The following is a 19,307-nucleotide window of genomic DNA, read 5'->3' as shown; positions in this document are numbered from 1 at the left end:
TTTAACGATGTTACCTTCACTCCACTTGCTCCCTCAAAACAAAGTCTTGTTCCTTTTCAGTAGATGCTAAATCTTCTCCCTGATTTTGAACTCTTCGCTCTAAGCCAGGAATAATTTTATTGATCATGAGAAAACCAATCAATCCCGTAATTAGTAAAAAGATACTCATCAATTCTTTGGAGAGATACGCTCCTAACGTTACAGATAGAGAAGCAAGAATCATTGAGCCTTGGAATGTAAAGGCATTGACGGCCATGTAGCTGCTTCTTTTATCATCCGGTGGAATCGCAGCCATATAGCCTTGTTGAACTGGAACGCGCATAAGTTCTCCTAACGTTGCAATCACCATTGCCACAAATAAAATCCAAATGTTATCAAAATAACTAATCGCCGTATAGCCGATCGTAAACAATACAATCGACGTTAAAAAGATACGCTTATCTTTATACTTATGGATCAACTTAGTAATTAGTGCCGCGAACAGTACAACAAGCACCGTGTTTTCTGTTCTTAAAATCCCTGTCATTTGCAATCCATCAATTGACCATTGAAACAAATTTTGACCGGGCATCTGTTCGTGCAACCTGACCGCAATGTAATTGGTTAATTGAAATTCAAGCGATTGGATAAATAACCCCGCAATAACAAACAAGATAAAAACTTTATCCTTTGCTACTGTTTTATAGCTCTGAATGATATCTGTAAAGACCTGAAACCTTCCCCCATTCGTTTGTTTTTTCGTTTGATTCGGAAAAAAGCTTTCTTCAATAAAGAAAATTAACACGAAAGCAACCACGCTAGATACGACTGTCATGCCGATAAATAAATAAAATAAATATTCCTTAAATAAGAACGCTCCAACCGCTCCTCCTAAGGCAAGCGATAAGTTGCCTGACCAATACATGATCGCGTACATCAGCTTCCGTTCTTCAGGCCTGCTGACATCAATCAGCATGGCATCTGTTGCTGGACCCTCAATTCCCCAACAAATACTAACAGCCAGAAACATTAAAAATGTTAAAGCAGGTGATTCTAACCAAGGAGAGTTAGCCAAAGTCATGACGATTAATGACAGAGCTCGTATAACTTCTGCTGTGACCATCAACTTCTTTCGGCCCATACTATCCGATAAATAGCCACCATACATCCCAACAATCGCTCCAACAACAATATTAACAATCAAGAGAATCCCAGTTATTTTTGCTCCAAAATGAACTGCAAAGTAAATCGCCATAAACGGAAAAATCATACTGCCAATCATTTCACTAAAAAACCCAACCATAATTCTCCATTTAATATTTGGATGAAAATCTCTAAACCGCATAATAACTCCCCCTCTTCTCTTTCTCTCTAGGGGTCAAGTAAATGGATAAAAAGGCGCAAGATTCGATGTACCTTCATAACCTATTTCCCCAACCGATTGATTTGTCGATTATAATCATATCCTTTTATGCTGGAAATTACTTCGGGCAGCGGAATGAACAAAACTCAGACTTTAGGTGGAGGGGTACTTTGGGGAGTGTTTAAGGCGATTATTACCATTTAATCGGTTGGAAAAGACAGTAAAAAGGGATCTCAGTTTATTTGAGATCCGTTGTTTTTTATTTTTGGCATTGGTGTTCGAGGTCGAACCGATTTATACAATCAGAGATTTTACAATGATACAAACGTACAAACATATCATGGCCAGGCACTCAGAGGAAGCCTATTTTTAGCAAAAAGGGTCTGGCCCACTAAGGTGCACAGCTGTCCAAGAGTCGGACCCTTCAGGTAAAAACTTCTCAAAATTCATGGCTATCAAGAAAAAAATTCTTTTTAAAAGCATGAAAACTTTTCTTAACGTAAATAGAGAGAGATTTCCTAAAAAAATAGTACCAGTTCATTATCTTGTTATTCTTTCCTGAGACTAACACACTCAAGATAAGAACAAATAATATGCCAAAGATATATTTTCTCAAAACGCATCACTCCTTTGTGTCCATTAACCCTTTACGATCAGGTGCTTCAGGAGGTTCCTCCATCCACCCATTTTTAATCAAAAGGTCTGCACAATCATCTGCAAACAAGGCCGTTTCAGTTGTCAACCTAACATACATTAGCGCCAAATCTTGTCGCACACTTGAAGCCATTGCCAGCCCATAATTTCCAATCCCTGCAGCATTTAAAAATGCAGTTAAAAACAACATTAACTTGTCAGAAAAAGGTGCTTCTTGTGAATCCGTAACACCTAAATCTAGAGATGATGGACTTGGCAAATCTTCTTCTTGTAATTTTTGAGTAAACGTCAAAGCATGTTTTTCTGCTATATTCTTTCCTTTCCTCATCATTTTTCTAACCGAATGTGATTTAGCAACTTGAGCAAATGCCATCATTAAGTTTTTTCCTAACAGATTAGTATCTGTATTTACAAAGAGTTGTGTAATTTCTTGAGAAATTAGTGCCCGCTTTTTTTCTAGTATTCCCTTTTTAAACATCTTACTATTTACAAAGTGAGCCTCATTTGGATAAGGCAGAATAGGTGGTCTCTCTAATAACCCTTTATTATTCATTACTTGATAGGCTTTTTCGTCTAATATTATGGTAGTTTGAATCCACTCTTTTAATATAGGTCTTAACTCAGATTTTGTAGTTAGAGAATATGCCAAAGAATATGTAGATAATCCCATTTTCGCCATACTTTTAAGAAAATTTATAATAAATTTATCAGTAAATAATCGTTTTGCCTTTAAATTAACATCCTCAGTGGTAAAACCTTTAGGAATAGGGAAGTTTTCTTTCTTAAAAATAGCAATTGTTTCTTTGGTATATTTTATCGATAAATCATTGGCGTATTTAACTACTTCTTTAACTTGCTTATCTTCAACTTTTTCTAAAAAATAACTGGTTAAACAGGTCGACATGGTATTATTCAAGTATCCTGTCCACAAACTCGATACCTCTGCAGAAGTTAGCCGTTCTTGGGTTTGCACTCTCTACACCTCATTTCTTTTACGAATTTCAATGTTCATAGGTTAGGGGGTAAGTATAAAAATATTATTTTCACAAAAAAGGAAAATATTCAAGTCCTCTAAAAATGAAGATGTTTGTTGCGCAGTAAGAAAAGTGAAGGAATTAAACGTATTATACCTTACAAGCAAGGGTATCTTAAATAATACATACTATTTGACAATAGTAATAGTATTTGCCATTTGAATCATATATAGAAGAAGATTTACCATGGAAGGCAGTTCGTTTTTAATTTCGCTATCTCAATATGCTTTTTATTGTTGGTAGTATAGAACATTAAAGACAACAAAAATTGTTATTAAAAAAATAGTAGCAATAGAAACTAAAGGAGTGTACAACATATGTTTAACTGGAGAAAATTAGGGATTATTACTGGTCTATCTTTATCCCTTGTAGCCGCTGGATGTGGCCAAGAGGAGTCAGATGATACGACTAACAATGCGAATGAAGGTGGAGACGAGCAAACTGAAGCTACCACAAATGTTAGTGAAGAAATGGAATATACAATTACTGGTATCGAGCCTGGTGCTGGACAAACACAGACAAATGAGCAGGCTATCGCTGAGTATGAAAGTCTTGCTGGTTGGAATCAAGAAACTTCTTCAGCTGCTGCCATGCTAACCGCGTTAGGTGATGCTATTGAAAACGAAGAGCCCATTATTGTTGCTGCATGGTCACCTCACTATATGTTTGCTCAATATGATATAAAGTACTTAGAAGATCCTAAACTTGTTTTTGGTGAGGAAGAGCACATTACTACAATCGTAAGAAATGGCTTAAAAGACGAAATGCCAAATGCTTATACGATTCTTGATAGACTTTACTGGGAACTACCAGTATTGGAAGAAGCCTTACTTAAAGCTAAAGAAATTAATTTTGATTTTGAAACAGTAGCACAACAGTGGGTAGAGGAGAACCCAGAAAAAGTTGCAGAATGGACAGAGGGGGTAGAAACTGTTGATGGCACTTCAATAGACTTAGTTTTAACTCCTTGGGATGCAGAAAATTTCACAACAAATGTAGCCAAAATTGTATTAGAACAACAAGGGTTCGATGCTTCGCTTACACCAGTTGATCCAGCTGTTATGTTTGAGGCAGTAGCATCAGGTGATTCCGATGCTACTCTATCTCCATGGATGCCTGCAACACATGGTTCTTTCTATGAAGAGTATGAAGGTCAATTTGAGGATTTAGGTCCGAACGTAGAAGGGGCTAGGATTGGTTTAGCTGTACCAAGCTATATGGAAATTGATTCCCTCGAAGACCTTGAACCTGCAGAGTAAGTACACAATTGATATGCTCCCCTTTAAGTCATTTGAATACTAAAGGGGAGCATTTTTTATGTCACAGTGACGTGCCGAAGTATTTTAACACCATTTCCTGATACAACAGGATTAGGGTTTAAGGTTGCAATAACCACTCTTTTTTATCCTGCTTTTTGGCTACACTAGTTTAAAGTACCTGTGTTTTTCGTTTCTTTTCCTTTAAAAATGATTTGATCAAGAGCATATGCTTTTGATCCATTGATTGCAATGAATACTGCCATTGCCATCAATGCTAAGTCTAGTTCGTATCCAGCCATTTGGCCATTTCCTAAAAAGCCAACAGCTAGTTTTACTTTCACAATAGCACCAACCATGATTATTGCTAATAAACCAGATACAACTCTACTAAACAAACCAATAATTAACGCGATTCCACCTAGGAGTTCAACTAACGCCACACCATATGCCAAGAATCCTGGTAATCCAATGCTCTCAAACCAACCAACTATATTTTCAATTCCACCTTGAAATTTATCTAATCCATGAATAAAGAATGTCAAACCTAATACGACTCTTAAAATTAATGTGCCAATTTCATATTTATTTATCATTTTATATTCCTCCTAATATATCCTATTTTTATTTTTTACTTCGATTCTCCAAATTGCCATACACTATGACTAAGATTGCCGTATCGATAGCTTCGATGTAATAATGTTGCACGCTTATCATCGTCTGCTGCACCCATTGCATAAAAGATGGGAATAAAATGTTCATTTCCATAAGAAGGAACTGCTAATTCAGCACTTGGCGCTAATGAGTTGTATTTGAATAGCGCATCTAAATCCCATCTTGATAATTTATCTTCTAACCAGGTATCAAAATCCAGTGCCCATTGATCTATTGTTCTATCATCATTACCCATTTTTATTGCTGCTAGGTTATGGACTGTACCTCCGCTTGCGATAATTAGGATATCCTGTCCTCTTAATTGAGACAAACTCTTTCCAATGTTATATTGCTTCATTGGCGATAAGTTTGGATTTACAGACATTGATATAACTGGGATGTCTGCATTAGGATAGATCTCCCTAAGAACTACCCATGCCCCATGATCTAAACCACGATTTGTATCTAGTTCACAAGGTATTCCTTGTTTTCGGAAAGTCTCTTCAATTTCTTTTGTAACGGAATGTTCCCCTTTGGCTGGATACTTTATTTCGTATAAAGCTTGAGGAAAACCACCAAAATCATAAATGGTTTCAAATTCATCTACCTTACTCAGTTTTTGAGTACGTGATTCCCAGTGCGCTGAAAACATGACAACAGCTTTAGGTTTCGTCCATTTCCCACCTAATTCCTCTAAAAATTGTGTGTACTCATTATCCTCCATTGCTAGCAATGGAGCTCCGTGTGCAACAAATAGTGATGGTAACACATTCATTCCTCCTTAGTTTTTAGTCAAGTCCTCCAATCGCAAGCTTACCAAGAAGGACAGCGTATCTTACCAGTAAATAAACAAGATTTTACCCATTGGCTACTTGGTATAGTAACTTTCAGACAAGAAAATTTATTTGAATAATGATAAAATATTCATATTAAGAAACAAAAGAGCAAAAAATAAATCAAAAAACCATTAGATTCCTAATGTGAATATTTGTTGTTTATAAGATAACAGCATAAGTGATGGATTGTCAACACTTTTTTTGTTAATATATAAATATGTTTCTTATCAGTGAACTAATTATGAGGTGATTAATTTGGATATTGGCACTAAAATTCGTGCAATACGTAACAGAAAAAAAATAACTATTGCACAAATGTGTGAAGGAACCGGTCTTTCAAAAGGCTTTATTAGCAATGTTGAAAACAATAATACCTCTCCTTCCATTAATACATTAAATACGATAGCTTCATTCCTAGGGGTTCCATTACCATACTTACTGTTAGAAAAAAAGCAACATATGCATGTAGTACGTAAAGATTCAAGAAGAAAATCTACTTTCAATGATTTAAAAATAGAACATTTAACTTCAAAGGGAGGATTAAGAATGATGATGGTAGAGTTCCCTCCTGGTGCAACGATAGGAGAACCCCATGCTCATGAAGGTGAAGAATGTCATCAAGTATTAGAAGGAAAAATCCTAGCTGAACAAGGAGAAGACTCTATAATTGTTGAAGCGGGCGATTCGTTTAGTTGGAATGCTAGTGTTCCTCACTTTGTAAAAAACATTGGGGATGAAAAAGCAGTGGTATTAATTGCCATTTATTCAGATACGGAGTTAATAGATGTTATGTAGAAAATAAAAAATAGCGCTCAGCGTAATTATTACTGAATCATTGATCTTCTTAAACTAAAAAAGCAGGAACCTGTCAAGCTCCTGCTTCTTTCTTCAACACTATCTCCGCGACCGTTTCTACATGAACCGTCTGAGGAAACATATCCACTGGCTGAATACCTTTAACCTCATACCCGTTCCGGACTAAATATTTCATATCCCGCACCTGTGTCACCGGATTACAGGACACATAAACGACACGCTTTGGCTTAAGCTTCACAACGCTAGACAAGAACGCTTCATCACTCCCGCTTCGTGGTGGATCCATAATTACTACATCCGCTTTCTCACCGCGTGCCGCCATCTCGACCATGAATTTTCCGGCATCTCCTTGATAGAAACGGGCATTTTTCACACCGTTGCGCTTTGAATTGCGAATTGCATCTCGAACAGCATCCTTATTCAGCTCAACCCCAATGACCCTGCCAGCTTGTTGGCTTGCAATCAGACCAATCGTACCGATCCCGCAGTACGCATCGATTACGGTTTCCTTTCCAGTCAACTGGGCCATTTCAATGGCTTTTGCATATAATTTTTCCGTTTGGACCGGATTGATCTGATAGAAGGATTTCGCGGAAATGTCAAACTTCAGTCCACAAAGGGTGTCTGTTATCGTCCCTTTACCGAACAACACTTTTTCCTGATTACCTAGAACCATACTCGTATCCCGATTATTCACGTTCATGAGGATGGTCGTAATCTCTGGGTGAGCCTTCCTGAGCGCTTTCACAAAATTATTCTGACCCTTAAATATAGGCGAAGAAACAACCAGCACCACCATGATCTCACCACTGACCTTACCGACCTTTACCAGTACGTGACGTAAGAAACCTTTTCCAGTGTCTTCATTATATGGCTGTATTTTAAAGGACTTCATCATGCCCTTAATGGTTTGCCAGATCTCGTCCGCTTTCGGATCGTGAATAAGACACCGATCCATTGAAATAAGTTGATGACTATTCTGAGCGTATAGCCCACCAATAATCTGCCGTTCCTTATTCAGACCAAATGTCGTATGGCTCTTGTTCCGGTAATCATACGGATGGTCCATGGTTAAGATGGGTGCCGGTTTACCGAACGGTTTCATCAATTTATCTATCGTTTCCTGCTTGAAACGCTCTTGCGCCTGCTCGTTCATATGAAGCAGCTGACATCCCCCGCAATCATAATAATACGAGCATATTGGCTTGATCCGATCTTTAGACGGGGTGATTACTCGCTTCAGTTCCGTGTCAACATATCGCCCACTAGTGGACACAGTTATCTCAGCCGTTTCGCCTGGCAATAGATGCTCTATCTCTAGCTGCTTTCCTTCCCACTGGACAATGCCCTTCCCCTCATTGGTCAGGCCTGTACAGGTCACCTCTAAGGTTACGGTTTTTTTGTTACGTCGACGCTTATTTGCTGTTGAATACTTACCTTGGGATTTATCGCCCTTTCGAGTAGCCTGTGCCGAGTTCTTTTTCCCTTGTGGTTTATTCGATTGCTTGTGTTTTTTTCCCAATTTTTTATATCCATTGTTCTTTCGTTTATTCATAGACACTTCCCATCTTTTCTTCTTTGACCTCCCATTATATACTGCCCAAAGACAGTAGTAAAACGCACGAATATAAAAAGACTGCCACTAAATATTGGATTGGGCAGCCTTCTTCTACTATTAACTAAGCAGTTGTCGTTAATAGCTTTATCAGGATCTTAAAGCTAGGTAACTACCATCAACATTCTTTCCCTAAAAGTTATCAATCAATGCACGCACTTCATCCGTTGACTCTGTGCTCATCAATTGATTTCTTAATTCACTTGCCCCTCGAAACCCACTGACATATATCTTAAAGAAGCGACGAAGATGTTGGAATGGACGTGTTTCAAGTTCCTTTGAATAGTGATCATAGAGGTCAAGATGCAACCTTAAGAGATCCAATAATTCATGACTACCATGCTCTGTCTTCTCCTTTTCAAAAGCAAATGGATTTTTAAAAATACCGCGTCCAATCATAACCCCATCAACACCGTACCTGCGAACGAGTTCCAAGCCAGTTTGTCGATCAGGGATATCTCCATTAATCGTCAAAAGTGTATCTGGTGCAACTTCATCACGAAGTTTCTTAATTTCCGGAATTAGTTCCCAATGAGCATCTACTTTACTCATTTCCTTTTTTGTACGCAGATGAATGGATAGATTAACGATGTCTTGCTTCAATATGTGTGTAAGCCAGTCGCGCCATTCCTCTACATCAGTATAACCAAGCCTTGTCTTCACACTTACGGGTAATCCTCCAGCTTTTGCTGCTTGTATTAGCTCTGCTGCAACTTCTGGACGACGGATAAGACCGCATCCCTTCCCATTCCCTGCCACATTTTGTGCAGGACAGCCCATATTGATATCGACACCGCGAAAACCCTCTTTCGCCATTCCAATACTCATTTGCCGAAAATATTCGGGTTCATCCCCCCATATATGAGCCACTATTGGTTGTTCGTCTTCTGTAAAAGTCAAACGTCCTCGAACACTATGGTGCCCCTTTGGATGACAATAACTTACCGTGTTTGCAAACTCTGTAAAAAACACATCGGGTCTAGCTGCTTCACTTACTACGTGGCGGAAAACAACATCCGTCACATCTTCCATTGGTGCCAATATAAAAAACGGCCGTGGTAATTCACGCCAAAAATTATCTGTCATATTCAATATCCTTTCATTATCGAGGTATTAGAACTCTCTGATATGACCCCATTAGAAAAAACTCGGCATACGCCTCGTCCTATAACGAGTGTCGAAGTCTTTCTTATACTTCATTTCTTAAAATTTTTACTACGTCGATTAACTTCAGTGCTAAAATTTTATATCCTTAACGGAAAATAAGAAGCAAAGAGACCTCTGCTTCTTTTACACTTATACCATGCTTAAGCACTTTTTATCAAACTATAGTAAATTTTTGATTATTATACTATTTACTATTAACAAATAAAAGTGGAAGAAAATAGCAACACTAGGGGTTGGGAGCATATATGAACAATTGATTTAAATGTCTACTGGCATTTCTTATTTCACATAATATTTACCTAGCTTTTGCACAAAAAAACTTAATATTTTCAGAAAATTTTAAACATTTTTTCGTTTTATTTCAGTATAATATTAAATATCTAAACTATGGAGGTAGGTTAATGTTATGATTACAAAAAAATTTGTAGTAATTCACAACATCCAGAAGCCAGAGCACTTTTATAATGCTGTAGAAGCCGCTATGAGTTTGGGTTTACCAGAAGGATTTTCGTTGCCCATCCAAGCTAGAACCTCTGATCACAAAAAGGCTGTAGTTTTTTGGGAAGGACCTTCCTTAGAACAAGTTAAGGAGCTTGTAGAACAAGTAGTAGGAGAATTTAGCAAAAATGAATATTATGAAATGGAAGTTGAAACACCTTCCGCAGGATAAAACCACATTTGTGTGGTTTTATTTTTTAGGTTTTTCGCTTATGTCTAATAAAAACTGATCCTCATAGATTAAGGTCTTGTTAAATCTTCAAATAAGGTACTTGGGTGGATCCGTTGAATCTTACCTATTTGGGATGGAAAACGACGATGATTGGTTGTTAGTATGTAATCACATTCTTCGTGGATTGCCGTAATCCAAACATGGAAATCATCTTGGTCATACCGTCGGAGCGGCTCGGACATTTCTTGAGAGGATGCTATTTCTTTTGCTGTTTCATGACTACATCCACTTAATTCTACCAGTACGTCTCCAATTGGGCGATGTTCTCGCATAATAGTCTCCACATTATACCTTCCTACTAAACTATTAACTGGTAATTCCATATAATGATTAAAAATAGGGGACAAAAAATGATTCATAAACCCTTCAATTTCTTGTTGTGTGTACACAACCCTTTTGTTCCCTTTTCCTAACCCTTGAGAGGCATTGCGAACAAATTCAAATAAACAAACGCGCGATATAACTGGTCGGTACAAATGCGGGTTTCTGGCTGCTGTTAAAAGCTGACGATTTGCACCATCAACACGTAACGCCCCGCATAATACCGTGGTATCTATAAATATTTTCGGAGGATTAGGGGCATCATAGATCAAATTCATCTACATCCCCCGCTTCCTTATTTTTAGTATCTATTTGTTGGAATAGTTGTTCTGCTTTCTGATCTTGCTCTTCGTTCGTAATGAGAACATCTTTTGGGATTTTCCAATGTCCCCCGTCGGTTTGATAAGCACCAGGAAATTTTCCTCTGTCACACATACGTCGAACCGTTTGATCACTTACGCCTATCCGTTTAGCTACTTCTTTTGGTTTGTAATATAACGGTTCATCTTCTTCATCAGAGATTGTTATGGTTGGTATTGCTTTTTTTCCAGTGAGACGATATGGCACGGATGCCGTCCGTTTACATCGCTGTCTTAAAATCGACGCCATCAATCGTCTTCGAATGATTTTGGAGTCGGATTCTGTAAGATCGCTTAAAGCCTCAATATATTCAATTAAAAACTCATAGGCTTTTTCTTCTTCTTGTTGTGCTATATGTTTGATGATTTGTTTTTCAAGATTTTTTAACAATTGAACATGTTCATGATCTGGAAGCCTAAATGGAATACTAGCAATAAAAGGCGTAAACATGCCAACGTGACGTAATGACCGTTCAATGACGGCTTTAAACACGACTTTTGCTTGTTCCGTATCAATGTTTGAAAGGGTAAGAATGCTGTCCCACAATTTTTCTTGCTCTTGTTCTCTGACATCAATCATGTGCTTCCACCTCCTATTCCTATTATACGCTGTTTTATAAAAATACTCAACAAACGTGACAAACTCAACAAAATGAACTTATGTCACAGTGACGTCCCGAAATATCCTTACTTGCAGTGGCTGCTGAATTGGATTGATAATCATTTTTATTAAAGAAATTCACTCATATTCTGACCTTCATCAAATAGGGATTTTTGTAGAGTTATACACTTACCTCTCCAGTGCTTTTTGTCGTAAATTGTTGATATTTCTGAAATGTTAAGAGATAATGGCAAAGTTGTAAAAATCTTTAATTGAGGTGAAATTGTGAAAGAAGTTAGTTCAGTTTTTTGGTACGCGCTTGCTATATGTGTCGTACTAGTCGTATGGGGAGCTGTTGCTCCGGAACATTTACAGACAGTATCATCAGATGTAACATCGTATATTTCTGAAGCATTTGGATGGTACTACCTTTTAATTATTATGCTATTACTGGCTTTTTGTATCTATTTAATTTTTTCGAGATTTGGAAAAATTAAATTAGGTAAAGAAGATGATAAGCCAGAATTTAAGTTAGCTACATGGTTTGCCATGTTATTCAGTGCAGGAATGGGGATAGGCTTGGTTTTTTGGACAACCGCTGAACCGATTTCCCACGCATTTAAAAGTCCACCTGGGGCTGAAGCAGGATCTAACGAAGCAATTAGACAATCCCTGCAATATTCATTTTTCCATTGGGGAATTCATGCTTGGGCAGTGTACGGCGTTGTCGCGCTAGCGTTAGCTTATTTCAAATTCCGTAAAGATTTTCCGGGATTAATCAGTGCTACACTAATCCCTATATTCGGAGAAAAAAGCATGAAAGGCATGCCTGGAAGATTGATAGATACACTTACTGTTTTCGCTACCGTTGTAGGTGTGGCTTCTACACTTGGCTTTGGATCGGCGCAAATTAACGGTGGTCTGTCCTACCTTTTCAACACGCCGAATACCTTTGGGATGCAATTACTCATACTTGCCGTTGCCACTGTTTTATTCATCTTTTCGGCATGGTCTGGTATAGGAAAAGGAATTAAATACTTAAGTAATGTCAACATGGGTCTTGGGTTTGCACTATTGCTTATGTTATTTATCGTTGGACCTACGTTATACATTTTAAATATGTTTACAACGACGCTTGGCGGTTACATTGCAAACTTTTTTGATATGAGTTTCCGTCTGTCGCCTTTAAATGAACAAGGTCGAACTTGGATTGATAGTTGGACAATCTTCTATTGGGCATGGTGGGTTTCTTGGGCTCCATTCGTAGGGATTTTCATCGCCAGAATATCGAAAGGACGTACTATAAAAGAATTTATGCTCGGTGTCCTTTTTGTCCCCGCGTTAGTATGCTTTATCTTTTTTGCCGTATTTGGCGTATCTGCAATAAATATTGAGCAAAACGGAATTGATGCTATTTCAAACTACTCTCTTGAAACAACAACATTTGGAGTCCTTCAGCATTATCCACTAGGTGAAATCATGTCACTAATCACCATTGTTGTCATTGCGATCTTTTTTATCACTTCAGCCGATTCAGCAACATTTGTACTTGGTATGCTGACTACATCAGGCTCGATCAACCCTGCCAACTCCGTAAAAATCACTTGGGGTCTTGCTATGTCAGCGATGGCAGCTATTATTGTCTATTTCGGTGGTACGCCGGGGCTGCAAAACATGTTGATTATTGCGGCACTACCGTTCTCAGTCGTAATGCTGTTAATGGGTGGTTCCTTCTATAAAGCGGCTAAACAAGAGATTGTAAAAGAGCCTAGACGAAGAGATAGAAAAAAGAAAAAACAAGAAGAACTTCATACGAAAATAAGTTAGAGACACGAGGAACACGTCACTAACTTCTCTGCAAACCACGCTTGGCTTCCATTAGCCGAGGGTGGTTTTTTAAATTTTTTGCGCTTTGCTGTCAGCTCCAGCGAAATTACTACATCAAATAAGCTTCGAAGCATTTTGCGCCGAGTAACCGCACCAAGGAAAGCTATTTGGATTAATCGCAAGAACATGCTTTTTATGTTCTGAGACGCAGCTACACCCTCGAGGACGAATGTTTGGTTTTCGTTTAATTCAGCGAACTATATTTCTGTGTATTAAACGAATCTTGGGCTTTCGTTTAATTCAGTGAACTATATTTCTGTGAATTAAGCGAATCTTTGGTTTTCGTTTAATTCAGCGAGCTATATTTCTGTGAATTAAACGAATCTTGGGGTTTCGTTTAATTCAGCAAGCTATATTTCTGTGAATTAAATGAATCTTTGGTTTTCGTTTAATTCAGCGAGCTATATTTCTGTGAATTAAACGAATCTTGGGCTTTCGTTTAATTCAGCGAACTATTTCTCTGTGAATTAAATGAATCTTTGGCTTTCGTTTAATTCAGCGAACTATTTCTCTGTGTACTAAACGAATCTTTGGCTTTCGTTTTGTTCTTTCTGTGAATCGAAACCTTACTGCCCCCCCCAAATACTTTTATCACCTCTTCATGCCCGTTTTCTACTTTTTAAACATTTTATTTAAAAAAGTTAAAAAAGGTCACTGACGTTCACTGAGCTTCACTGGCCTTCACTGACCTAGCTAATTGGTACTCAATGCCACTCAGTGGGTTTGGAGGAATTGTTCATGTGCTGATAAAATTCACAATATCGTAAAAACAACGTATCGGGAGGAATGAACCTTGGCTAAAAACCAAATTAGAATCGTAGATACAGATATACACGAACGCGTGCAATACGCGGATATATTGAAATACCTTGATGAGCCTTTTAAACATTACATTCAAAATTGTCATTGGATACAAGAAAAGCATATGCCGTATACCCAGCCGGCAGTAGCAGGTGTAGATCGAGCTGACGCTGTTCTACCAGATGGTCGTCCAGCTGGATCAGACTTAGCATTTATGCAAAAACAACTGCTGGATGATATCGGTCATGAGTTCGGCATCTTAACGAGTGCATTAGACCCTTCACCATCATCTATGCATGGTTGGTATGAAATGGCGACAGCACTAGCATCTGCCTACAATGATTGGCAAATAGAAGAATGGTTAGACAAAGATGACCGTTTATATGGATCTGTGCATATCGCAGCACAGGATCGTGACGCTGCAGTCAAAGAAATTGAAAGAGTTGGATCCCATCCAAAGATGGTCCAGGTTTTACTGCCGATTGATGACATCATGTGGGGCGATCCATTCTATCACCCAATTTTTGAGGCTGCTGAAAAGCACAACTTGATGATCGGCATGCACCACAATGAACCACCTGTCTATTACGGAAAATGGCCAAGATATTTCATTGAGTGGCACACATTAATTCCTACTGCTCATATGAAGCAAGTGACGAATATGATTTTCAATGGTGTATTTGATAAGTTCCCTAATCTCGGATTAATGATGATTGAAGGTGGATTTACTTGGGTTCCTCACCTCATGTGGAAAATGGACCAGCAATACCGCGACCTGCGCCATGAAGTACCTTGGTTGAAACGTAAGCCAAGTGATATTTTCAAAGAGCAAATTCGAGTAACAACACAGCCAGCAGAGGAATTAACAAAGCAAGAGTTTATGTCTCTTATTGAACAAATGGGGACCGATGAAATCCTATGCTTCTCTACGGATTACCCACACTGGGATTATGATTCGCCGACTCGCGCATTGCCGAATATGGATGCCGAATTGAAACAGAAAATTTTCGCAGAGAATGCAAAAGCATTTTATCCAAAACTACCAAATTCATAGGAGGGTTGAACAACATGAAAGAACAAGTCGTATGTAAAACAACAGAACTAGAGCCTGGCGAAATGAAGGCGGCTAATCTTGGAAAGCAAAATGTGTTAGTTTGCCGAACATTAGATGGTAAATTTTATGCTTTTCTAAACCAATGTAACCACCAGGGTGCTCCACTTGATAAAGGCATGATCTGCGGAGCAACGACTGACAAAAGTAAACCAGGAGATTACCATTACTGTCGAAAAGGTGAAATTATTCGTTGCCCATGGCATGGGAGAGAATTTGATATAAAGGACGAAGGTAGAATGCTAGCCAACCCTAGCAAAAAACTACCAAGCTATAAAGTTCGAGTAGAAGACGAAGATGTCATTGTCTATAAATAAAGAAAAGAAGGTGAAAACGATGAATCAAACGGAAAATGTTGTGGACTCCATCATTATTGGAGCAGGTCCTACCGGTTTATTCGCTGCCTTTTACGGAGGTATGCGTGAAATGTCGGTCAAAGTCATCGACAGCTTGCCACAGGTTGGCGGACAGCTAATGGCTTTGTACCCGGAAAAATATATTTACGATGTTGCTGGTTTTCCAAAAGTTTTAGCAAAAGACTTAGTTAACCAACTAGAAGAACAAGCGAAGCAATTCGACCCAGAAATATGCCTGGAGGAAAACGTTCAGTATGTGGAAAAGCTGGATGACCAGCTATTTAAAGTAACGACGACAAAAGATGTTCACTACGCGAAAACAGTGATCATAACGAGTGGTGCTGGTGCCTTCCAACCACGCCGCCTAAAGCATGAAGCAGCTAGCGAGTACGAAGGAAATAACCTTCTCTATTCGATTACAGACCTTCAAGCTTTTAAAGGTAAAAAAGTGTGTGTGGCAGGTGGTGGAGATTCTGCTGTTGATTGGGCTCTTATGCTGGAGGACATTGCTGAGGAGGTTTCACTTGTCCACCGTCGAGATGCGTTTCGAGCACATGAACACAGTGTCCATCAATTGAAAGAATCAACCGTTCAAATTAAAACACCCATGGTTATTGATGATTTAATCGGTCAAGACGGTTTCATTGAACAGGTTGTTATCAAAGAAAATAAAGGTGACCTTACGGAAAACCTAGAAGTAGATGCTCTCATTGTCAATCACGGCTTTCTTTCTGACTTAGGTGCGATTAGAGAATGGGGATTAGATCTAGAAAAAAATTCAATTGTAGTAAATGAAAAAACGGAAACCAATATCTCAGGAATTTATGCTGCTGGTGATATTACAACACACGCCGGCAAAGTGAAACTAATCGCTTCCGGGTTTGGGGAAGCACCAACCGCTATTAGTCAAGCGAAGCATTATATTGATCCAAAGGCAAAAGTGCAACCGCCCCATAGTACAAGAGTGTTAGGCGGCGCGTAAAATTTGATTTCCCAAGAGAAACAAGTCGTAGCAACTGGAAGCTATGTAACAGATTTATTTGCTATTTTTCTCACCTTTATCAAAATTAGCCCTCTCACCTTTGGCGGTGGGATTGCCATGATTCCCCACATTGAGAGTGAGGTAGTAAATAAACGAAACTGGCTTACCAAAGAAGAGATTCCAAACGTTGTAGCAGTAGCCCAATCAGCCCCTGGTTCGATTGCGATTAATTCCGCTATTTATATTGGCTATTCCGTTAGAGGCGTATTGGGTGCCTTATCTGCCATCCTCGGTATGGTTTTGCCAGCTAGTCTGATTATTATAGGGTTAACCTATCTATATCTCCACTATCAACATTTATCGATTGTGGAAGATGCGTTTAAAGGGATTCGGCCCGCTATTATTGGACTCATTGTATTTGCATCCTACAAAATTGGAAGACGAGCGATTCAGAACAAATTCACTTTATTAATTTTTCTGATCACGCTAAGTACACTCGTCATCCTTAGCCTGTCCCCCTTTTTCTTGATTATCGGAGGTGGATTGGCCGGGCTGCTTCCATCGATTTGGAATCGTAGAAGGTGAATAAACCATGCTCATTAATCTGTTTTTGGCGTTTTTTAAAATAGGATTACTGGGATTCGGTGGTGGTTACGCGATGATTCCGCTAATGGAGCAGGCAAATCGCGCGCACCATTGGATTCCTAATCAACAATTCACAGATATCATTGCGATTGCCGGGTCCTCACCTGGACCAATCGCGACGAACTCAGCTTTATTTATTGGTTACCACACAGCAGGACCATTGGGAGCAATCATTGCAATATTCGGTAATTTGCTCCCTTCTTTTATTCTAGTATTAGGCATTATCAAAACCGTAACGCACCAGGCACACCTAACAATCGTTCAGAAGTGCTTATATGGAATACATCCAGTGATTGCGGCCCTTATCCTTTATGCAGGATTAATCATGAGCAAACAAACAGATTTATTGTCATCGCCAGCGACAGCATACCCTCAGTATCTTATTTTCATTTTTTCCATCATACTGTTGGTGAAAAAAGTGTCACCAGTTTGGGTTATTGGTTGTTCAGGGTTACTAGGGATCGCAATTTATGGTTTTTAAAAGGAGGAAGGCGACTTTATGAAAATAATAAAGATGTTCATCGATGGAAAATGGGTGGATGCCACTAATGCGCAAACACGTACCATTATTAACCCATACAATCAAGAAGAGATTGCAACAGCTGCAGAAGGGGATCAAACAGATGCCAAAGCAGCAATTGCAGCTGCTAAACAAACGTTTGATCAAGGAGATTGGCCAAACACACCAGCAACGGAACGAGCTAGCATTGTTCGAAAAATTGCGGAACTAATCGAAAGAGATAAAGAAGAACTAGCTGAACTTGAATCACTTGATACAGGTAAAACAGTAGATGAAAGCCGTTGGGATATGGATGATATCGCCGGAGTATTCCGCTATTATGCTGAAATCGGCGACAAAGATGGTGGAGAAATCATTGCGTCTCCAGTTCCAAATTCAATTAGTAAAGTCGTACACGAGCCTGTAGGTGTTTGTGGACAAATCACACCTTGGAACTATCCATTGCTACAAGCATCATGGAAGCTTGCACCAGCCTTGGTTACCGGGAACACGCTTGTGATGAAACCAAGTGAAATTACACCTCTTACAACGGTTAAAGTATTTGAGTTAATGGAAGAAGCAGGTGTCCCAGCCGGCGTGGCGAATCTTGTGATGGGAGCAGGTAATACAGTTGGTGCGGAGCTTTCTACGAATGTTGATGTCGATTTAATCTCCTTCACAGGCGGCATTGAAACTGGGAAAAAAATTATGCAGGCCGCTAGTGTCAATGTAAAAAAACTAGCGCTTGAGCTTGGTGGAAAAAACCCTAACGTTGTGTTTGCAGACGCTGACTTTGAAACAGCAGTCGATCAAGCGATGAATGCCGTATTCTTCCATGCCGGACAAATTTGTTCAGCTGGGACGAGACTGATTGTCGAAGAAAGTATTCACGACAAGTTCGTGGAAGCCCTAGTGGAACGTGTGAAAAACATTAAAATCGGCAGCGGTTTTAATGAGGATACCCAAATGGGACCACTCATTTCAGCTGAGCATTTAGCGAAGGTTGAGAGCTATGTGGAAGCAGGTAAAAAAGAAGGTGCTAAGCTGTGTATAGGCGGTAAACGTCCAGAAGATCCAGCACTTCAAAACGGCTTTTTCTATTTACCGACGATTTTTACGGATTGCACAACCGATATGAGCATTGTTCAAGACGAAGCATTCGGTCCAATCATTACTGTCGAGAAATTCCAAACAGAGGAAGAAGCTGTCAAGCTAGCAAATGACTCCATTTATGGATTAGCTGGCGGCGTATGGACAAATGACATCGTTAAAGCAGAGCGTTGTGTTGCCAAAATGCGCATGGGCACTGTATGGATTAACGAATTCAACCTTTACTTCCCTCATGCACCATGGGGCGGTTTCAAACAATCAGGTATCGGCCGTGAATTAGGCAAACCTGGACTAGAAGAATATACAGAAACAAAGCACATTATGCACAACCTGAATCCAGAACCTATCAACTGGTTCGGAAATTAACTGGGACGGAGGGACAGGTCCCCCGTCCCTTTCCCTATCAAGATACCCCCTGAAACGCCATCCCTCATCAAGTGACCAACCAAAAAATGAAAACTTCACTTAATCTGTACACCCAGTTTACTGGACCTTAATATTCAGATGATATGATTGCCTTACCCTAGAAAA

General features: G+C 39.1%; 18 protein-coding genes. 10 read left to right on the top strand and 8 right to left on the bottom strand.

Going from position 1 to position 19,307, the window contains the following annotated elements; translation table 11 throughout:
* Positions 1–16 precede the first annotated feature (16 nt).
* Together JOC48_RS11685 and JOC48_RS21680 are read right to left on the bottom strand one after the other, a co-directional pair.
* Positions 17–1,324 carry an MDR family MFS transporter gene (locus tag JOC48_RS11685; protein ID WP_204499896.1) on the bottom strand — a complete coding sequence of 436 codons (1,308 nt, stop codon included), beginning with the start codon at positions 1,322–1,324 and terminating at the stop codon, positions 17–19.
* 640 nt (positions 1,325–1,964) lie between these two features.
* Complete coding sequence (locus JOC48_RS21680) at positions 1,965–2,969, bottom strand: DUF3231 family protein (protein ID WP_204499895.1); 1,005 nt, start codon at positions 2,967–2,969, stop codon at positions 1,965–1,967.
* A 378-nt stretch (positions 2,970–3,347) separates the two neighbouring features.
* Between JOC48_RS21680 and JOC48_RS11675 the strand changes: the two genes are divergently transcribed.
* Entirely contained in the window at positions 3,348–4,289 is a 942-nt protein-coding gene (locus tag JOC48_RS11675; RefSeq protein WP_204499894.1) for a glycine betaine ABC transporter substrate-binding protein, read from the top strand.
* Between the two features lie 164 nt (positions 4,290–4,453).
* On the opposite strand, the gene JOC48_RS11670 is transcribed toward JOC48_RS11675, so the two are convergent.
* Positions 4,454–4,882, bottom strand: coding sequence for a DoxX family protein (locus tag JOC48_RS11670; protein WP_204499893.1), 429 nt, complete (start codon positions 4,880–4,882; stop codon positions 4,454–4,456).
* A gap of 35 nt (positions 4,883–4,917) precedes the next feature.
* Complete coding sequence (locus JOC48_RS11665) at positions 4,918–5,709, bottom strand: DODA-type extradiol aromatic ring-opening family dioxygenase (protein WP_204499892.1); 792 nt, start codon at positions 5,707–5,709, stop codon at positions 4,918–4,920.
* Between the two features lie 322 nt (positions 5,710–6,031).
* On the opposite strand from JOC48_RS11665, the gene JOC48_RS11660 reads away from it, so the two are divergent.
* On the top strand, positions 6,032–6,571 hold the full coding sequence (locus JOC48_RS11660; RefSeq protein ID WP_204499891.1) for a helix-turn-helix domain-containing protein: 540 nt from the start codon (positions 6,032–6,034) through the stop codon (positions 6,569–6,571).
* Between the two features lie 73 nt (positions 6,572–6,644).
* Here the strand turns inward: JOC48_RS11660 and rlmD are convergent, their stop codons facing one another.
* Positions 6,645–8,147, bottom strand: a complete 1,503-nt coding sequence (gene rlmD / locus JOC48_RS11655; RefSeq protein ID WP_204499890.1) for a 23S rRNA (uracil(1939)-C(5))-methyltransferase RlmD — start codon at positions 8,145–8,147, stop codon at positions 6,645–6,647.
* Between the two features lie 192 nt (positions 8,148–8,339).
* The gene (locus tag JOC48_RS11650; RefSeq protein ID WP_204499889.1) at positions 8,340–9,293 is read right to left on the bottom strand and encodes a tRNA dihydrouridine synthase; all 954 of its coding nucleotides are present in this window, start codon (positions 9,291–9,293) and stop codon (positions 8,340–8,342) included.
* Between the two features lie 487 nt (positions 9,294–9,780).
* Here JOC48_RS11650 and JOC48_RS11645 point away from each other — a divergent pair, with 487 nt between their 5' ends.
* On the top strand, positions 9,781–10,044 hold the full coding sequence (locus JOC48_RS11645) for a hypothetical protein (RefSeq protein ID WP_204499888.1): 264 nt from the start codon (positions 9,781–9,783) through the stop codon (positions 10,042–10,044).
* Positions 10,045–10,112: 68 nt separating this feature from the next.
* Here the strand turns inward: JOC48_RS11645 and JOC48_RS11640 are convergent, their stop codons facing one another.
* Together JOC48_RS11640 and JOC48_RS11635 are read right to left on the bottom strand one after the other, a co-directional pair.
* Positions 10,113–10,703 carry a PIN domain-containing protein gene (locus tag JOC48_RS11640; RefSeq protein WP_204499886.1) on the bottom strand — a complete coding sequence of 197 codons (591 nt, stop codon included), beginning with the start codon at positions 10,701–10,703 and terminating at the stop codon, positions 10,113–10,115.
* A complete protein-coding gene (locus JOC48_RS11635; protein ID WP_204499884.1) occupies positions 10,687–11,364 on the bottom strand; it encodes a helix-turn-helix domain-containing protein in 678 nt (225 codons plus the stop codon). Before JOC48_RS11635 ends, JOC48_RS11640 begins: the two co-directional genes overlap by 17 nt.
* 306 nt (positions 11,365–11,670) lie before the next feature.
* Here JOC48_RS11635 and JOC48_RS11630 point away from each other — a divergent pair, with 306 nt between their 5' ends.
* From JOC48_RS11630 to betB, 7 genes are all read left to right on the top strand, one after another.
* Entirely contained in the window at positions 11,671–13,212 is a 1,542-nt protein-coding gene (locus JOC48_RS11630; protein ID WP_204499882.1) for a glycine betaine uptake BCCT transporter, read from the top strand.
* An 853-nt stretch (positions 13,213–14,065) separates the two neighbouring features.
* Positions 14,066–15,127 carry an amidohydrolase family protein gene (locus tag JOC48_RS11625; protein WP_204499880.1) on the top strand — a complete coding sequence of 354 codons (1,062 nt, stop codon included), beginning with the start codon at positions 14,066–14,068 and terminating at the stop codon, positions 15,125–15,127.
* 14 nt (positions 15,128–15,141) lie between these two features.
* On the top strand, positions 15,142–15,501 hold the full coding sequence (locus JOC48_RS11620) for a Rieske (2Fe-2S) protein (RefSeq protein WP_204499878.1): 360 nt from the start codon (positions 15,142–15,144) through the stop codon (positions 15,499–15,501).
* A gap of 19 nt (positions 15,502–15,520) precedes the next feature.
* Positions 15,521–16,522, top strand: coding sequence for an NAD(P)/FAD-dependent oxidoreductase (locus JOC48_RS11615; protein ID WP_204499876.1), 1,002 nt, complete (start codon positions 15,521–15,523; stop codon positions 16,520–16,522).
* Between the two features lie 3 nt (positions 16,523–16,525).
* Complete coding sequence (locus tag JOC48_RS11610) at positions 16,526–17,107, top strand: chromate transporter (RefSeq protein ID WP_204499874.1); 582 nt, start codon at positions 16,526–16,528, stop codon at positions 17,105–17,107.
* 7 nt (positions 17,108–17,114) lie between these two features.
* On the top strand, positions 17,115–17,648 hold the full coding sequence (locus JOC48_RS11605; RefSeq protein ID WP_204499872.1) for a chromate transporter: 534 nt from the start codon (positions 17,115–17,117) through the stop codon (positions 17,646–17,648).
* An 18-nt stretch (positions 17,649–17,666) separates the two neighbouring features.
* A complete protein-coding gene (betB, locus tag JOC48_RS11600; protein ID WP_204499870.1) occupies positions 17,667–19,142 on the top strand; it encodes a betaine-aldehyde dehydrogenase in 1,476 nt (491 codons plus the stop codon).
* Positions 19,143–19,307: the final 165 nt, after the last annotated feature.

Origin of the sequence: Aquibacillus albus (assembly GCF_016908325.1) — a bacterium.
Classification (GTDB): domain Bacteria; phylum Bacillota; class Bacilli; order Bacillales; family Amphibacillaceae; genus Aquibacillus_A; species Aquibacillus_A albus.
Note: the sequence above shows the minus strand (reverse complement) of the source record. Positions and strands in the feature narration are given on the sequence as shown.